This is a genomic window from Candidatus Zymogenaceae bacterium, from assembly GCA_016931225.1.
Taxonomy (GTDB): domain Bacteria; phylum Desulfobacterota; class Zymogenia; order Zymogenales; family Zymogenaceae; genus JAFGFE01.
On sequence record JAFGFE010000003.1, the window covers coordinates 1 to 16838 of the forward strand.

The window sequence follows — 16838 nt, forward strand, 5'->3', positions numbered from 1 at the left end:
GTCAATGAGTTCTATGAAATTCACATCGACCGAGCGAAGAATCGATGCTATATCACATTTAAGGGATACTGGAAGAGCATTGATGAGGTACCGGATATTGTAAAAGATCTCACCACGTTTCCGAAATTGCTCATGCCAAATTTCACGACGCTGACCGATATACGCGAATTTAAAACCCCCGCCCCTACTGTCATGGAGGCTTTTATCGAAGCCCAGAAGGAAAACTCGAAACATGCTTATAGGAAAGCGGCCCGGGTGGTGACCCAACCCTTGGAAAAGATGGCCGTCGAAAGGGTCTGGAAGGGTGGGGGCTTTGAAGGGCAATCGGCTCTTTTCAACACCATAGAAGAGGCCGAGGCGTGGCTTGATGAATGAGGTCATAGGATAAAAAAGGCGACCCGTGCGACCGCCTGTTTCATCCGTGTAAAATTTACGTTGTTTTGTACATTGTACTATTTAGCCGTCAAAGAGAAACAACATGCATATGCTATGAAATACTTCAATTAAATTAAACACACAATGTAATCCACCGGAAGGCGAGAAATCGACTTCCGGTTTTTTTTATATGTAAAAGCCGGATGTGTATCGAACAGGAGACCGTCACGAAACCGTATATGACGGCATCCTCCACCGCCTCTTCTGCCGTATAAATCGACCCTTCCGATTGTCACTCCCTGCCTCCTTCTTCACCATGTTCAACACCTCGCCACTTCACCTCCGGCAATACGTATACCCATGATGCAACGACACTCTGTGGTATGTACAGACATGCCGGAGTAATGACGGCATTACTCCCGCTACAGATACGGAATTGTGTTTGACTTTAAAACATACTCATATTAGTATGGTAATATATTATAGTATATTCAGGTTGTAAGTACGATTGTTATAGTAGAAAAGGGGACAAAGCGATGAAAGAGCCGATTGTAGTCAATGAGTTCTATGAAATTCACATCGACCGAGAGAAGAATCGATGCTATATCGCATTTAAGGGATACTGGAAGAGCATTGATGATGTGCCGGATATTAAAGCGGACCTCACCAAGTTTCCGAAAATGCTCATGCCAAATTTCACGACGTTGACCGATATACGCGAATTTAAAACCCCCGCCCCTGAAGTCATGGAGGCTTTTATCGAAGCCCAGAAGGAAAACGCGAAATTTGCTTACAGGAAAGCGGCCCGGGTGGTAACCCAACCCTTGGAGAAAATGGCCGCCGAACGGGTCTGGAAGGGCTCTGGCATTGAAGGGGAAATGGCTCTTTTCAACAGCATAGAAGAGGCCGATGCATGGCTTGATGAATGAGGTCATAGGATAAAAAAGGCAACCCGCGCAACTGCCTGTTTCATCCGCGTAAAATCCGCGTTGCCTTGTACATTGTATTACAAAGCCATCTAAGAGAAACAACATGCATATGCTATGAAATACTTCTATAAAATCAAACACACAATGTAATCCACCGGAAGTCGAGAAATCAACTTCCGGTTTTTTTAACATGTAAGAGCCGGATGTGTATCGAACAGAAGACCGTTACGAAACCGTATATGACGGCATCTCTCACCGCCTCCTCCACGGTGTGAAACGAACCGGTGACCGGAACTCGGCCGCAATTCCTTGCCCATTCCTTCGCCGCGTTGAGCGCCTCGGCCACGCATCCGTAGCGTGAGTATACGACACCCAATCCCTTCAACGCCGCCCTTTCCAGCGTGTCCGTCCCCGTCGCCCGCTCAATCCACAACCGGAAGAAGTTTGCACACAATACTCAGGTGGCCCCCGCCTCCCGGGGTTTCTACGTCTTATCCCGTATCGTCTCTGTCGCCGGGGTGATTCCCCGCTACGTTTTTCCACCCTGAAAACATCTCGATATACTCCGTCTCAAACACATCAAGAAACCACTCGATCAGCACATCTCTTATATTATTACAAAACAACTATACTTTATCATCAATCAATAATAGTTATCAATTTGAAATTATTCTTGATTCCATCGAATAATAGCAATATAATATATTTGAAATGTATATTATTCATGGTGTTGTTGAGGGGGTGCCGATGAAACAGGAAATTGTGAAAAACGAATACTATCAACTCATCGTTGATATCGAAAAGAACAGGCTGTACTACAACCTTTTTGGATTCTGGCGAAGTTTGGACGTTGTTCCCGACAACTATAAAGACATGAAAACAGCCATGTCAAAACTAAAACCGGGATTCGATGTTGTAGGTGATCTCAGATTTGCGAAGCCTCCACCAGAACCGGTCGCAGAGCTTCACATAAAAACCCAGAAACTTGCAATGGATATGGGTCTTGCAAGAACAGCCGAAATATACAGCGAAGATGCAGTGAAATTTATGGCGGAGCGTTATTCTCGAGAATCGAAGATGGACACACAGGTGTTTTCGAATATATTGGATGCTGAAAACTGGCTCGATTCATTCAAGTAACAACATGACTTCCATAATAGCGCCGTTGGAAATAAAAGACATCAGCATGTGATAAACGACACTCGCACAGTGACAAAACGAGCCGGACTTTGCCGGGAGGGGAGAAATCTCCTCCCGGTCTTTTTACTCACGTATAATTCCAGCATCTTTCCGACGAGACACCACATACGGATCTCTATAATGTGGTATCCCCCACCGCCTCCTCCACGGTGTGAAATGAGCCGGTGACCAGAACCCGGCCTCCCTCCCCCGCCCATTCCCTCGCCGCGTTCAATGCATCTGCCACGCTTGCGTGGTGTGAGTACACGGCACCCAATCCCTTCGCCGCCTGCCCCAGCGTGTCCGTCCCCGCCGCCCGCTCGACATCCGGCCGGGCCAGGAAAAAGCGATCGGCGATTCCAACAAGCTCTTCCATTACACCCTCGATGTCCTTATCCGCCATCATCCCCAGGACCAGGGCCGTGGGCTTTTCCGGGAGCGTCCCCATATACGCAGCCAGTGCCTTCGCCGCGGCCCGATTGTGGGCCACATCCACGATCACCTCGGGCCGCTCCGATATCACCTGGATGCGCCCCGGCAGCCGCGCCTCCCTTAACCCCGCACGTATCGCCTCATCCAATATCGTCACCCCCCGCTCTCCAAGGGATTCCTCCAGATATTCCAGCGCCGCAATCGCCGTCGCGGCGTTCTCCCCCTGGTGGCGGCCGAAGAGCCCCGTCCGGATGCCGGTGACGGTCCTTTTCACGCCCCGGTAGGTCAGGACGCCGCCCGCTCCCTCCTCCATGAAAAAATCCTCTCCAAAAAACCGGGCCACGGCATTGTGCTCCTTCGCCCTTTTGATCAACACCGCCTTCGCCTCATCGGACACCCTCCCCGCCGCCAGACGGCCGCCGGGGGGGATGATCTCCGCCTTTTCCCCGGCGATGGCCGCCTCGGTCTCCCCCAGGTATTGGGTGTGGTCGAGGGAGACGGTGGTGATCACCGACACCATGGGATTTACGATGTTTGTGGCGTCGAACCGCCCGCCCATCCCCACCTCCATCACGGCGTAGTCGACGTTTTTCCGGGAAAAATGGAGATACGCCAGCAGTGTCAGGAACTCGAAATAGGTGGGGGAAAGCCCCTCCGCACGGCTCGCCCGCAATTCCATGATGAGGGCGGCCGTCTCGGCCCGGGTGATCTCCCGACCGTTCACGGTCACCCGCTCCGTCACCGACGTGACGTGGGGGGAGTAATAGCACCCCGCCTTCATTCCCAGCGCCGTAAGCATCCCACCCAGATACGCCGCCGTGGACCCCTTCCCGTTGGTCCCTCCCACCAGTATCACCGGGATCGTGTCCTGGGGATCGCCAAGAAGCGCCGCCGCCCGGCGCATGACGGAGAGGTCGGTCCGCATCCCCCGGGCGGCAAGGCCCTCGAGGAATCGAAACGCCTCCGTGATCATTTCTTCGGTCGGGTGTTCTCTCGTCGTCACCTGTGCTCTCCATGTAAAACGACGCCGGAAACAGTCTCGTTTCCCGGCGTCGAGGCGTCCGGTTTGAAAGGATGTATCGTCATGATAGGGGGGCGAGAAAGTCCAATAGCTTCCTGATGGTGGTTCGTATCTGCTTGCGCTCGACGATTTTATCGATCATCCCGTGTTTCAGGATTTCCTCCGCCTGCTGGAAGTTCTCCGGCGGCTTCTGGTTGATGGTGGACTCGATCACCCGCCGGCCGGTGAACCCGATGACGGCACCCGGCTCCGCGATGACGATATCCCCCAGCATGGCGAAGCTGGCCGCGATGCCGCCGGTGGTCGGGTCCGTCAGAATGGAGATGTAAGGTATCCGGGTCTGCTTCAGGCGGGAGACGGCGGAGGTGGTCTTCGCCATCTGCAACAGCGAGATCAACCCCTCCTGCATGCGGGCGCCTCCGGACGCGGTGAAGGACACGAAGGGGAGCTCTTCTTTGATGGCCGTCTCGATGGCCCGGGTGATCTTTTCCCCCACGACGCTCCCCATGCTTCCCCCCATGAAGAAAAAGTCCATCACCGAGAGGATGACCTTTCGCTCCAGAATGTCCGCCCGGCCCACGATCACCGCCTCGGTGGTGCCGCTTTTCTCCCTCGCTTTTTCGATGCGGTCAGGATAGGGGAGGCTGTCTGTAAAACCGATGGGATCCGTCGTCTCGAGGTCGCCAAACAGCTCGACGAAGCTGTCCTGGTCTGCAACCAGGTCGATCCTGCGCCACGCCCCGATGCGGAAATGATGTCCGCAGGCGGTGCAGACGTCGTGATTGCGCCTCACCTCCTTGATGAATATAATCGAGTCACAGTCGGGACACTTGCGCCAGCTGTCTGTTTCGGTACCGGTTGCATGTGCGCCGCCGTGCCGTTTCCTCTGTCCGTGTCCGGTTTTTGATCCCATATGTCTTACTCACACGTTGAGCACCTGGCCGTGCCTGAGGATGATGATATTCGACCTTCCGATCGCCTCGATCTCTCTCTGTACCTGATCATAATGATTCGGTTTGAGGTGATGGACATAGATGATGACGTCATCCCTGGCAAGGCCCTGAAGGTCCCGGGCCAGTGTCTGGGGCGTATAATGCCCGCTGACGTCCGCGATATTTTGAAGCTCGTTCGGAAAGGACGTCTCGACGATAACCGCCTTTATATCGCCGTGTTCGTTTACCGTTCTCCACAACAGCTCGCTGGGACCGGTATCGCCGGTGTAAATGAATCGTGAGCCGTCCTTACCGATGATATATCCCGCCGACTCGATCACGTGCATGAGCGGAAACGTGCGGACCGAAAGGCCCTGCACGGTCATCTCATCCCCGATCCCGAACCCGATCAGCTCCACCACCGGAGATCCATCGGAGATGATAGCGGTGAAATCCGGCCAGTTTATGTTGTTAAAAAAATATTTTTGAAAATACTCTATGGTCTTGTGAGACGCATACACGCGGATGGGGAGGTTTGGCCGTCCCAGAGCATTGTCCGATAAAAAGGCGATATCCTTGCAATGATCCAGGTGGAAATGCGTAATGAACACGTCACGTACCCGGTCCTGCTGATCGATGGATAATTCCGTTACCACCTGACCGGCATCGAACAGGACAGAGCCATTTACAAGGTAGGCGGGTGATGAAAAGCCCGGGTGAAGCCCGCCATCACACCCGAGTACCTTTATTCTCATACCTGTTCTCGGGTTATCCTATCCCAAGTCTCCGAACTCCTCTTTGAGTATGAGGAATTCGAAGTATTGCTTGAGCCTTTCGGTGTTGAGAACGGTAAACGTATCCGGAGATACGCTGACAATTTTCGCCCTTTCAAGTTTTCCGACGATATCCTGTACCATTTGCATCCGCACACCGGCCTTGGATGAGAGTCCCTCTATCGTCAAAGGAATGCTGATCTCTCCATTCTGTTTCCGCCCATCGGATTCGCACAGCCTTTCAAGGGTATGAATAACCCGGCTGTTACCGTCCTTTATCATCAACAGTTCTATTTTTTTATCCGTCTCGTCAAGACGATCGGCCAGCTTCTTGATCATTCGAAACGATACATCGGAATTGCTCTTGACCATGTCCTCGAACGTTTTTGGATCGATTACCAGAAGCGTGCTGTCTTCAACAACCTCCGCCGTGGCAGATCTGGGCTTGTTGTTCAGGATCGCCATCTCCCCGAAAAACTCGCCCTTGCCGAAATGGGCGAGTATCGTTTCCTGATCACCCAGCTTCTTTGAGATTTTCACCTTACCCGCATGAATGACATACATCTCCTTGCTTGAGGAATCCCCTTCTTCAAACAGAATCGTGCCCTTGGTAAAATCACGACCATATTTTTTCAACAAAATGTCTTCTGCGGACATGGGATAAAACCTCCCAAAAAGATATTTTTATACTCTACATAAAAAAGCGGGTAAAGTCAAACCATTATTCCATCACCTGACGAGACCTTTATTATAGGCGGATATAAATGCGTCGACGATATGAGCATCGAACTGGGTGCCGGAAAATCGCCGCAGCTCTTCGATGGCATCCCGGTCATCCATGGCCTTGCGGTAGGGACGATCGGTGGTCATGGCGTCAAACGTATCCACCACCGCAATAATGCGGGCGATCAGCGGTATGTCCCCCCCCGTCAATCCCAAGGGATACCCCGTCCCATCCATGCGTTCATGGTGGTGCATAATGCCCGGAATGGCGTCCTTGAGCATCTTGATATGTCCCAGAATCGTCGCACCCGTCTCTGGATGTTCCTTGATGATATCAAATTCCGAATCCGACAGCATGGTGTCTTTTCTGAGTATTGAATCTTCAATGCCTATTTTCCCCACATCGTGAAGAATCGAGGCGAGGCGCAGGTTTTCCTCATCGTTTTGATTGATGGAAAGCTGTGTGATAACCGCCATGCTGTACTGCATGACGCGCTTGGTATGATCGCCGGTATATGGATCCCGTTTTTCTATGGCATCCGCCAGGGCCTCGACCGTTTGAAAAAACGTTTCCCTCAATTCTTCATACAGACGGGCATTGTCTACGGCGATGGCCACCTGATGAGAGAGAGATACCAAAAGCGACAGGTCATCCTCGGTAAAGTTTCTTTCATAGGTCTTGTTGATCGCCTGCAGTACGCCGATAATCTCGTCTTTCACCACCAGGGGAACGCACACCATGTTCCTGGTGCGAAATTGTGAGGTGTCGTCCGCCCGCTGTGAATGACGTGAATCCTGCTTGACCTCGTTTATCAGAAGCGGCTCGTTGTGTTCAGCCACCCACCCCGCGATACCCTCCCCCGGCTTGAGCCTGATTGTTTTGACCGCATCCCCTTTTTCACCCAGCGCCACTTCAAAATAGAGCTCTTGAGTCTGTTCATCTAAAAGCAACAAAGAACCGACCTCACACTCCATAAGGTGATCGACGGCCTCGATCGCCCGCTCCTTGACCGTTTGTGCATCCAGCGACGAATTCAATATGACCGCAAAGTGCGCCAACTCCGAAAACCGCATGGCATTGCGATCACGAATTTTCATCAGGCGAATATTGTCTATAAGAACAGAAAGAAGGGATGCCGCCTCAAAATAGATGGTGACAACGTCATCATTTACCGGAACATTTTTCTCCCGGGCGGGAATCTTCATGACGGCGATGCCGTTTCCCCCGAGAAGCACCGGGATGTACACCTCATACACGCCGTTTTCATCGGGGCCGAACCGTCTGACTATACCCTGACCGGCTGTTTCGTACAGCCGATGCGCCACAACAGAATTCCCAAAAGAATCCGAAAACGATGTATCAAAATCTCCACGTCCTATTGGAAGGATACCGCCGGCATCGTCATCCACGATAAACAGCCGACATGCCTGTATCTGATACGATCGAATGATCTTCGCCAGCATCAGCCTGACCAACTCCTCGGGATTATCTATCTCCGTCGACATTCGGGTCAGATCGTCAAGGATACTTTTTCTTACTTCATCTCTGTCGACCGAAGTCACTCCAGTTCTCCAGCAGCGAAACTCGTACATCCGTTTTCTCTCATTACCATGATGTCTCGGGGGGGATAGGATACATAATTTTACTTATAATATCATATAATTTTAGCACATTGTTGTATATACTTCATTTCCAGCTTGAAAAAATGAAAAATTTCACATTCCTCCCACACACGACAGGGGCCGGATGTTGTATCCGGCCCCTGTCGTCACGCAATTGTCGGGATTATTTTCCGGAAGATCGCTTACAAGTCCACCTTCGGTAAATCTTTGAGCGCCGCTTCTATCTTTTCGGAGGGATATTCGTAATCTTCCAGGTCCTTTTCGAAGTACTTATCGTACGCGGCCATGTCGAAGTGTCCGTGGCCGGAGAAGTTAAACAGGATTACCCGCTCTTCCTTCTTCTTTTTTGCATCCAGCGCCTCATCGATTGCCCCGCGAATGGCATGTGACGTTTCCGGCGCCGGAATGATGCCCTCGGTGCGTGCGAAGGTCACCGCCGCCTCAAAACACTCGTTCTGATGATAGGCCACGGCTTCAATGATCTTCTGGTCGTACAGGGTGCAGAGCGTCGGCGCCATACCGTGATATCTCAGACCCCCGGCGTGAATTCCCGGAGGCTCGAACGTATGGCCCAGGGTATGCATGAAGATCACCGGCGCCACCATGGCGGTATCGCCGTAATCGTAGGCATACGGCCCCTTGGTGAGGGTCGGACATGAGTACGGCTCGGTCGCCAGGATTCTGGTCTTTTTCTTGTCCCTGAGTACTTCCCTGATGAACGGATAGGCGAGCCCCGCAAAGTTGCTGCCGCCTCCGACGCAACCGATGACCACATCCGGATAATCGCCGGTTTTACTCATCTGACGAAGGGCTTCTTCCCCCACCACCGTCTGATGCAGGCACACGTGATTCAGGACACTTCCGATAGAGTAATTCGTATCCCCATGGGTAGCGGCGTCTTCCACCGCCTCGGAGATGGCCATTCCCAGGGTCCCGTTGGTATTCGGATTTTTTTCCCGGATCATTCTCCCGATCTGGGTCTCTTCGCTGGGGCTTGAGAAGATCGTGCCGCCCCAGGTCTGGATCATCGACTTTCGGTACGGTTTCTGTTCAAACGATATCCGCACCATGTACACCGTCACGTCGATATCGAACAGACTGCCGGCAAAAGACAGCGCGCTCCCCCACTGGCCGGCGCCGGTCTCCGTCGAGATACGCTTCATCCCGGCCTGCTTGTTGTAAAACGCCTGTGCCACAGCGGTGTTGGGTTTGTGCGAGCCGGCGGGCGATACGCTCTCGTTTTTATAGTAAATACGGGCGGGCGTGTTGAGATATTTCTCCAGCCGAGTCGCTCGAACCAGGGGCGTGGGCCTCCACAGGGAAAGGGCTTCCATCACCTCATCGGGGATGTCTATGAAGTCCTTCTCACTCACTTCCTGTTCTACCACGGCCATCGGAAAAATGGGCGCAAAGTCGTCCGGTGTTGCCGGCTTCAGGGTTTGAGGATTGAGCGTCGGTTTCATCGGAACCGGTAAATCGGCCACAACATTGTACCATTTGTTCGGCATCTCCGATTTATCGAGGATGATCCTTTTTTTCGTCATTGTACTTCTCCTTTTTTATCGAAAACAAAAAAGCGTTGACATAAAATTCCTCTGTGTATCCACATAAATACTATACGAAATGTCTATTTCCACCGTCGCCCCATGGGGCGATCACCTCCCTCCATTTCAATAAAAAAACCGCTCAGCGTACTAACGCTCGCGGTCTTTTCTTGGTTTCCCAAAAAAAACCGCGGGCAACCTGTGGCTGCCCGCGGTATGGATTATCGTACCATCACCTTCCTATGGGCGAACCAAGGCACCTATGTACCCGGGCCACACCCACATCCATCTTTCATATTGAAGCATTCCGTCTACTGTCGTATCAATTAAATTCACTTCTTGCTTTTACCATTCAATCCCTACTATTTAGCGAATCATAGCGGGAAATAGAGGGCCTGTCAAGTTTTTTTTCAAGGCGCTGGAAACATGAATTGACATCCCGATTGTCCCATTTCGTACACATCCGCACCGCTGATATACCTTTACATTCGAAAAATGCGTTCAAAGGGCGTAACGTCTCAACACAACACACATATGACATGTAATTATTCGGTATTGCCCATCTTCCACATTGTGTTCCCTGTAGATTGCCGGATTAGATACGAACATGAAAAAGAACGACACCCTCCGATGAAGTCTCTGATAACACCGTCAGATGCTGTACTATCTTTATTAATGAGACAAACTCATCGGATAGACGGAAGGACATACATAAAAATACAGCGGTCGTCACAGAGAACATGAGGGACGGCTTCTCGCATTTTTCGGGATGCAACATATTTCTGCATTTTCATATATTTTTGTTTGTTTTCCTCCAGCATGTGTTATACTAAACCACCAATATTTGAATTTAAAGGATACAGTGTAATATTCTTATTGACGGAGCAGAAAATGGTTGGCAGATCTCACACAAATCGCCTCGGTTTTACACTGATAGAGCTGATGATTACCGTCGCTATCATCGCCATTCTCGCGGCGATTGCTATTCCGAGTTTCATGTTACTTCAGGCAAAATCCAAGCAATCAGAGGCGCGAATACTCATGAGCGGTGTTTTCAATGCTGAAATCGCCTATTATGCGGAAAACAGCGAATTTACCGGCGATTTTTCGGTGCTTAATTTTCAGCCGGCATCCGATCCCAAGTACTATAAAAATTGGTATCTCAATATCAACGGAGAGCCCGATCATTTCACCGCCACGTGCTCGGCAAATATCGATAGGGACACCGATTGGGATGTCTGGATAATTACGGAGCGCAATAGAGAACCGTGGAACCAGTTTAATGATTTACGTAACACGATAAATCCATATCCGTATTGACGAGCTTTCGGATACACAACACCCGGAAAAGGGCATGACAGAGCTCAGATCATCGGCGTGCGAACCATTATAGTATGTCGGTATCAACTCCGACGCATCAGTTCGACAAAAAAAGAAACGGCCCGCCCTCAGTTACCGAAGGCGGGCCGTACTTTTGATACTCCATGAAAGAGTTTACTGGTTGTTGAGGGCCTTGATTACTTCGTCGGTGATATCTATGCTCTCATCGGCATACAACACACCGGAAACCCTGCTTTCAAGGACCATCGTATATCCCTCTTTCTGGCTCATTTCAGTTATGAGTTCTACAACGTCATTCATGACCACATCGATCAATTCCGATTCCATCATGTAGAGTTCGTACTCGTAATCTTCATACTTACGCTGAAATTCGAGGTATTCATTCTCGTAGGTGCGTACTTTATCCGCATAGGCCTCTGCGGAGAGTAGAGCGGCCTCATTCTCCAGCTCTTCTCTCATTCTTATCAGGGCCTCTCCATCCTTCTCGACGTCTGCCCCCGCCGCGTTTATTCTTGTGTCCATCTCCTTTTGCGCCTTTATGCCGGCATCCGACAATTCGAGCACCTTCTGGAGATTGACGACCGCAAATTTCGTCTCTGCGGCGAATGCACCGGCAGAGATAATCATGACGGCGCATATAATTGCCAAAACGCATGCCGCTTTTTTCATAACAATCCCTTTTTCTCGATTCTCATCGTTACATACCATGCCGAAGACAGCCCACCGTTTCACTTATTCCGTGGCTTTCGGTATTTCGGCGAACGTCTTTTGCCACAGGGAGAGGCTACTTATTGTTGAGCTCCTTGATAACCTCATCGGTGATATCTACACTCTCTGGAAAGTAGATAACACTGGCACCGTTTTTTTCAAGAATCAAGGTATATCCGCCGCTTTTGCCGAGATCTTCGATAACTTCGCTTAACTGTGTGAAAATGATGGCGGTCAATTCATAATACTGATTCTGAAGCTGGTAGTCATAATCCTCCGCCATCCGCTGCAGTTCGAGAAGCTCATCCTCATACTGACGCTTTTTTTCGGCCAAGGCGGTTGCGGAAAGCATGGGAGCCTGTTTCTCGATATCCTCCTTCATCTTGAGGATTTCTTCCTGTTTTTTCTTTACGGCCGTTTCGGCGGTGGTAAGCTTCGACTCCAGCTCGGTTTTCGCCTTTTTCCCCGGTTCGGACAGATCGATCACCTTGATAAGATCGATTACTCCCACTTTCACGTCTGCGGCAAAAGCGGGTATGCTCATGGCGACAATAACACATATCGCAACAAACAGAGCTAATCGTTTCATAAACTGCATTCCTCCTTGTTTTGTCTCATTTCGTTTCTCAGGGGCATGTAAAAATAATACCCCATTGAAATATTCGTACACTTGTAACACACTCAATCAGGAAGGGCAAGAAAATAATAATTAGAAAATTATAACGAATCATTATCAGATCAACGTCCGACGTCTATCCACCGACCGACCTTGTATCTGATCTTTCGACCGGTATACTCACCCTTCGGGTCGACAACCAGCTCCAGGTAGCTTTCGCCCTCATCAGCGGTCCAGTAGGTTGTGACTTCCACTGCATCGCGGGGGGGGATATCTTCAACGAATCGCTCAAAGGCATGACCGTCCTCATAGAAATACATGGTTACCGCATCCGCCCGTTCATCTCCCCTGTTTTCTACAATCACCGAGAGCTCCACATCCTCCCCCTCCTCGGGAAACGGCGGAGAAACGCCCAGCCTGCCGCTGATTGTCAGATACACACCGGTGAGGGGAGCCTCGTCAACATGCATCTCCCCCTCCCAGAGGGTGCGTCGCTCGGATCCGTCCGGAGACAACACATCATAAGTAAGAAGATACGCACCCTCGGTGGGGATGATGATGTAAAACAGTGTTGATGTCTCCCACTGTGCCGAAAGGGACAGTTCTCTTCGCTCGATCTCTTCGCCGTTTACACTGATACTCTCCATGCATGTGACCGGGAAGTTCCCTTTATTTTCGACTATCAGTTTTACCTCCACCTCTTCATGAGGGACGATCCGTTCGGGACGGATAAATGAATCTCCAACCGACAGGTCTTCCAGAGCGGTATCGTCCGCAACGGCCGCGGTCGATACAAGAAACAAAGCGACGGCAATCTTCAGCGCCTGTGATATCCTCACGCTCATTTTGGTCTCACCTCAGTCATAGTTGTCACACATATTCTCCAGGTGCGGTATCAGTTCTCCTGTCTCAATCATCACGAGTTTTGATGCAAAAAAACGCCGGCATCCATCCGGCGTTCTCGCATTTTTTTATAGATACCCCGCCTTACCGTCCACCCGAACCTGAAAGGAGGATTTTCGCAGAAGAGTTAGAAGCGGAGATTCAGTGTGGCCTTATAGATGTTTTCTCCGTAACTGTTTCCGGTATCATCGGTATGATAATCCATATTCTCAAAACTCAGAACCAGTGTTGAGGTAATGGTATCGTTTTCGTATAACACCTGCTCCAGTGCCGCCTTGGTGCTGTTTCTTCTGGTATCGTAGCGATCATCCTCCTCCAGGTATGAGATGACCCCGAGATACGACAGACGCAATGTGGTTTTTGTCGGCTCGTAGGTGACGCCCAGACCCGCATCCAGAATCTGAATGTTATCCTCATACAATTTATACGGGCCGTATTCCATTGTCGTCTTGTACTCAAATTTATAGCCGCAGTATATATCCCAGCTGAGGTACAGTGCGTCGAAGGTATATCCCCACTTTACGGCGAACGAGTTACTCATTCTGTCCGTACCGTCGGTGGTATGATCATTGGTATAGCGCAGTCGATACTCCAGCGAGTAGTACATGGTATTGTATCGATTCGAGACGACGAAGCTCAGATCATAGGTGTCCTTGTCGACACTGCGGGGTGAATCATTTGAATAACTGGAGTACAATTTGCCCTGAAACTTCAGCTTCAGCCTCTGGAAATACCCCTCGGTTTCGTGAAAGGGTTGATATTCGGCGCCGGTCTCATAATATGAGCGATACGTGCGATATTCGGCGTCTGAATCAAGGTCAAGAAGGTTTCGTGTATATTTGTATTCCGCCCAGAGCTTCAAATTGCTGGTGGGGGTATATCGAACCTCACCCTTGAATGTCTCCCTGTCCCGGGCGGCCGTGCCCATGACGGTGACAAAATCAGGTTCCACGTACTCATAATCAAAGGAGAGCTTTAGGGATCGAATAGGACGATAATCGGCCTCCACATACATTGCCAAGCCGTCGTAGGCGTCGGCCAGGTAGTCACGCCTGTTCTCGTGATAATAACTCCAGGCGCCCTCCCCTCTCACCAGGAGGGTTCTCTCCAGAAGTTTCACCCTGAAATCGGCGGAGATGATGTCATTCGAGTAATCCTTGACGTTTGAATTGTATTCCGGATTCTCGCGCACCCGCCAATAGAGCCAGGTCACCTCATCGTGAAGGTAGGTCATGCCGAAAAGATATTCGGACTTGGGTGTATATTCGATTCGCCCGCCGGCGAACGTATGTCGATATTCATCATCCCAGGGCTCCCTGTTCTGACCGACGAGGGCCAGAAACTTGAAGGAGGGAGAGGGTTTATACCATGCCTTTACGCCCAGAAACGTGTTATTGAATGAATATTTCGTATAGTATTCGCTTATATCTCCGACGGCAAGTTCGAAATCATCTCCGTACAGGCGCAGATATATCTGCAGGAGATACCAACGATGATCCATGATTTGCTTATCGGTGGTATTTCGGATATACGCAAAAAACTCAAGGGCCATTTTTTCCGAGAGTTTTTGGTCCAGCCTGAATCGAAGACTTTCGTTGTAGTGCCAGTTGTCGTGATGTTTGTGGGGAAAATTTTCGTTATCGATATCCAGGTTGGAGCGGTCAACGTTTCCGTATACTTCCTCGTAATATACTTCCATGGAATAATCGATGGTCGCCCGACCGTCTTCCCAGGTGACTCCGGTAGCGGAAATGGGGGAAAAGAAAAGGAGAAAAGTGAGAACGGCAAAACCACCGAATACGGTTATCTTTTTGTATATCTGTATCTTCATACCAACTCTGTCCGAAAAACGTGGACGTTCGATGCGCAACATAATATGTTTACACAATAGAAACAGATATGTACCTTACTGTCAAGTAAAAAAACCATCTACAGTATACGCCTTTTTCTCCAACATCTATTTTATGAAAAGCTAGTGACCTGCGGCCGTGTATGTCAATACACGTATCCCTCGGACTATCGCCTATTCCAAACCCGGCCATCATCAACAGAGATCTTAAAAAAAAACGGGGACGATTCGCCCCCATTCATAAAAAAGATTTTTACCCTTGCACTCCGTCCGATTTTTATGAGTAACACGCCGAAAAAAACGTCGGACCCGGCATACGCCGGAGTCCGATTGCCGGGGAAATCCTCCTTATTCAAACAGTCCCGTCGGAATTACATTTGTGTCTGTGCGTGGGACATGTCATGTCGTCTCCAATCCCGGGAGAACGTTCCTCACCTCGCTCAGGTGAATCCTCCACCGCCGGGTCCGCACGATCCGCCGGATACGGTACCGGATGTGCCTGTGCCGGTTACCGACGATACGGCGCTCATCTGCTTGACCGGGTCCTTCGTGCCGCATACGGGACATGGAACATCCCGGGCGTCTTCGGATATCTTGTGAATCACATCAAAGACGTGACCGCACTTCCTACATTTATATTCGTAGAGAGGCATTCTCTTTACTCCCTTGTGAACGCCCGTCAGGGGGCGCTGAATTCTCCATATTCACGATTTTCAAGCTTTTCAATATGTTTTTCCGCAGAAAAAGCGGCGATCGACCCGTCCCCCGCAGCGGTGACAACCTGGCGAAGCTTCTTTGACCGTACATCGCCGCACGCGAAGATCCCAGGGTTTGATGTGGCCATGTCCGGTGTGGTGATAATAAATCCGTTATCGTCATAATCGACCAGATCGCCAAGATATGACGTATTCGATTGAAAGCCGACATAGATAAACACGCCCTCCACCATTAACGCGCTTACGGCATTATTTTTGACATTCCGGATGGCAAGCTCCGACACCCCGCCCTCGCCCTTGATTTCATCCACCACCGTATCCCACACGATCTCGATTTTCTCATCGCGAAAGGCCCGTTCGGCAAGCACCCGGTCGGCCCTGAGGCGGTCCCGGCGGTGAATCAGGTATATCTTTTTTCCATATCGCGTCAGGTATAAGGCCTCCTCCACCGCCGCGTTTCCTCCGCCTACAACGGCGATGTCCGTATCCCTGAAAAACGCCCCATCGCACACCGCACAATAACTCACCCCCCTGCCGGTGAATTTCCCCTCCCCCGGAATACCCAGACGTTTCGGCTCGGCGCCGGAGGCAACGATAACGCTCTTTGCGGTATAGGCGTCTCCCGACGTTTCAACGGTAAAAAAGTCGTTTTCCGGTATTATTCGGGTTACCTCGGTAATCGTGACGATTTCCGCACCGAATCTGCGGGCCTGGTTTTCCATGGACTCCATGAGGGCGGGACCGGATACTCCCTCCGGGTAGCCGGGATAGTTTTCGATAACGTCGGTCGTGGCGGCCTGGCCCCCGGGGGCCATCTTCTCGAGCAGGATGGTTTTCATGCCTCCCCGGGATGCGTACAACCCCGCGGTCAAACCCGCCGGGCCCGCCCCGATTATCAGGATATCGTATTGAGATGTCGTCATGGTATGATCACCATTCCTTTGTCAACAGGTGAGATGTGTCATTCGGCGGTATCCTGTGGTCCGTCCCAGACCACGAGCAGTCCCAGCATCCCGCCGACGGCGCCGGCAATCCAGGGACTGCAGAGCATCGTTCAGGTAACGCCCATTCGTCCCGTCAAAACGCTTGCCCCGACCCCAAGGCCGAAACCGACAGCGATGCCTGTGATGCGAATGATGTTTCGTTTCATGATACATACGGCCGATCAGGCCAC

Annotated in this window: 16 protein-coding genes; 4 read left to right on the forward strand and 12 right to left on the reverse strand. The window is 50.8% G+C overall.

Annotation, left to right across the window (positions count from 1 at the left end; genetic code table 11):
• The 3 genes from JW885_00695 to JW885_00705 form a co-directional block, all read left to right on the forward strand.
• Positions 1-375, forward strand: a 375-nt coding sequence (locus JW885_00695) for a hypothetical protein (GenBank protein ID MBN1880661.1), incomplete at its 5' end; no start/stop codon positions are given.
• A gap of 536 nt (positions 376-911) precedes the next feature.
• The gene (locus JW885_00700) at positions 912-1304 is read left to right on the forward strand and encodes a hypothetical protein (GenBank protein ID MBN1880662.1); all 393 of its coding nucleotides are present in this window, start codon (positions 912-914) and stop codon (positions 1302-1304) included.
• A gap of 747 nt (positions 1305-2051) precedes the next feature.
• Complete coding sequence (locus JW885_00705) at positions 2052-2444, forward strand: hypothetical protein (protein ID MBN1880663.1); 393 nt, start codon at positions 2052-2054, stop codon at positions 2442-2444.
• Positions 2445-2619: 175 nt separating this feature from the next.
• On the opposite strand, the gene JW885_00710 is transcribed toward JW885_00705, so the two are convergent.
• The 6 genes from JW885_00710 to JW885_00735 form a co-directional block, all read right to left on the reverse strand.
• A complete protein-coding gene (locus tag JW885_00710) occupies positions 2620-3918 on the reverse strand; it encodes a bifunctional folylpolyglutamate synthase/dihydrofolate synthase (GenBank protein ID MBN1880664.1) in 1299 nt (432 codons plus the stop codon).
• A 79-nt stretch (positions 3919-3997) separates the two neighbouring features.
• The gene (locus tag JW885_00715; protein MBN1880665.1) at positions 3998-4849 is read right to left on the reverse strand and encodes an acetyl-CoA carboxylase carboxyltransferase subunit beta; all 852 of its coding nucleotides are present in this window, start codon (positions 4847-4849) and stop codon (positions 3998-4000) included.
• A gap of 9 nt (positions 4850-4858) precedes the next feature.
• Positions 4859-5623 carry a 3',5'-cyclic-nucleotide phosphodiesterase gene (locus tag JW885_00720; GenBank protein MBN1880666.1) on the reverse strand — a complete coding sequence of 255 codons (765 nt, stop codon included), beginning with the start codon at positions 5621-5623 and terminating at the stop codon, positions 4859-4861.
• A gap of 18 nt (positions 5624-5641) precedes the next feature.
• Positions 5642-6298 (reverse strand): Crp/Fnr family transcriptional regulator, encoded by a 657-nt coding sequence (locus tag JW885_00725; GenBank protein MBN1880667.1) that lies wholly within the window; start codon positions 6296-6298, stop codon positions 5642-5644.
• 72 nt (positions 6299-6370) lie between these two features.
• Complete coding sequence (locus tag JW885_00730) at positions 6371-7438, reverse strand: GAF domain-containing protein (GenBank protein MBN1880668.1); 1068 nt, start codon at positions 7436-7438, stop codon at positions 6371-6373.
• Between the two features lie 731 nt (positions 7439-8169).
• Positions 8170-9531: a TrpB-like pyridoxal phosphate-dependent enzyme gene (locus JW885_00735; GenBank protein MBN1880669.1), complete on the reverse strand. Its 1362-nt coding sequence runs from the start codon at positions 9529-9531 to the stop codon at positions 8170-8172.
• A gap of 891 nt (positions 9532-10422) precedes the next feature.
• Between JW885_00735 and JW885_00740 the strand changes: the two genes are divergently transcribed.
• Complete coding sequence (locus JW885_00740) at positions 10423-10851, forward strand: prepilin-type N-terminal cleavage/methylation domain-containing protein (protein ID MBN1880670.1); 429 nt, start codon at positions 10423-10425, stop codon at positions 10849-10851.
• Positions 10852-11025: 174 nt separating this feature from the next.
• On the opposite strand, the gene JW885_00745 is transcribed toward JW885_00740, so the two are convergent.
• The 6 genes from JW885_00745 to trxB form a co-directional block, all read right to left on the reverse strand.
• Complete coding sequence (locus JW885_00745) at positions 11026-11541, reverse strand: OmpH family outer membrane protein (GenBank protein MBN1880671.1); 516 nt, start codon at positions 11539-11541, stop codon at positions 11026-11028.
• 115 nt (positions 11542-11656) lie between these two features.
• Positions 11657-12169, reverse strand: coding sequence for an OmpH family outer membrane protein (locus JW885_00750; GenBank protein ID MBN1880672.1), 513 nt, complete (start codon positions 12167-12169; stop codon positions 11657-11659).
• Between the two features lie 149 nt (positions 12170-12318).
• Positions 12319-13041: a hypothetical protein gene (locus JW885_00755; GenBank protein MBN1880673.1), complete on the reverse strand. Its 723-nt coding sequence runs from the start codon at positions 13039-13041 to the stop codon at positions 12319-12321.
• A 185-nt stretch (positions 13042-13226) separates the two neighbouring features.
• On the reverse strand, positions 13227-14930 hold the full coding sequence (locus JW885_00760) for a hypothetical protein (GenBank protein ID MBN1880674.1): 1704 nt from the start codon (positions 14928-14930) through the stop codon (positions 13227-13229).
• A gap of 458 nt (positions 14931-15388) precedes the next feature.
• A complete protein-coding gene (locus JW885_00765; protein ID MBN1880675.1) occupies positions 15389-15601 on the reverse strand; it encodes a zinc ribbon domain-containing protein in 213 nt (70 codons plus the stop codon).
• A 26-nt stretch (positions 15602-15627) separates the two neighbouring features.
• The gene (gene trxB, locus JW885_00770; protein MBN1880676.1) at positions 15628-16587 is read right to left on the reverse strand and encodes a thioredoxin-disulfide reductase; all 960 of its coding nucleotides are present in this window, start codon (positions 16585-16587) and stop codon (positions 15628-15630) included.
• Positions 16588-16838: the final 251 nt, after the last annotated feature.

What these genes read in the sequence shown, in the direction of transcription:
- JW885_00735 (MBN1880669.1), bottom strand. Translation starts at nt 9,531, where the DNA reads ATGACGAAAAAAAGGATCATCCTCGATAAATCGGAGATGCCGAACAAA.
- JW885_00760 (MBN1880674.1), bottom strand. Translation starts at nt 14,930, where the DNA reads ATGAAGATACAGATATACAAAAAGATAACCGTATTCGGTGGTTTTGCC.
- JW885_00700 (MBN1880662.1), top strand. Translation starts at nt 912, where the DNA reads ATGAAAGAGCCGATTGTAGTCAATGAGTTCTATGAAATTCACATCGAC.
- JW885_00765 (MBN1880675.1), bottom strand. Translation starts at nt 15,601, where the DNA reads ATGCCTCTCTACGAATATAAATGTAGGAAGTGCGGTCACGTCTTTGAT.
- JW885_00745 (MBN1880671.1), bottom strand. Translation starts at nt 11,541, where the DNA reads ATGAAAAAAGCGGCATGCGTTTTGGCAATTATATGCGCCGTCATGATT.
- JW885_00740 (MBN1880670.1), top strand. Translation starts at nt 10,423, where the DNA reads ATGGTTGGCAGATCTCACACAAATCGCCTCGGTTTTACACTGATAGAG.
- JW885_00715 (MBN1880665.1), bottom strand. Translation starts at nt 4,849, where the DNA reads ATGGGATCAAAAACCGGACACGGACAGAGGAAACGGCACGGCGGCGCA.
- JW885_00705 (MBN1880663.1), top strand. Translation starts at nt 2,052, where the DNA reads ATGAAACAGGAAATTGTGAAAAACGAATACTATCAACTCATCGTTGAT.
- trxB (MBN1880676.1), bottom strand. Translation starts at nt 16,587, where the DNA reads ATGACGACATCTCAATACGATATCCTGATAATCGGGGCGGGCCCGGCG.
- JW885_00725 (MBN1880667.1), bottom strand. Translation starts at nt 6,298, where the DNA reads ATGTCCGCAGAAGACATTTTGTTGAAAAAATATGGTCGTGATTTTACC.
- JW885_00755 (MBN1880673.1), bottom strand. Translation starts at nt 13,041, where the DNA reads ATGAGCGTGAGGATATCACAGGCGCTGAAGATTGCCGTCGCTTTGTTT.
- JW885_00720 (MBN1880666.1), bottom strand. Translation starts at nt 5,623, where the DNA reads ATGAGAATAAAGGTACTCGGGTGTGATGGCGGGCTTCACCCGGGCTTT.
- JW885_00730 (MBN1880668.1), bottom strand. Translation starts at nt 7,438, where the DNA reads ATGCGGTTTTCGGAGTTGGCGCACTTTGCGGTCATATTGAATTCGTCG.
- JW885_00750 (MBN1880672.1), bottom strand. Translation starts at nt 12,169, where the DNA reads ATGAAACGATTAGCTCTGTTTGTTGCGATATGTGTTATTGTCGCCATG.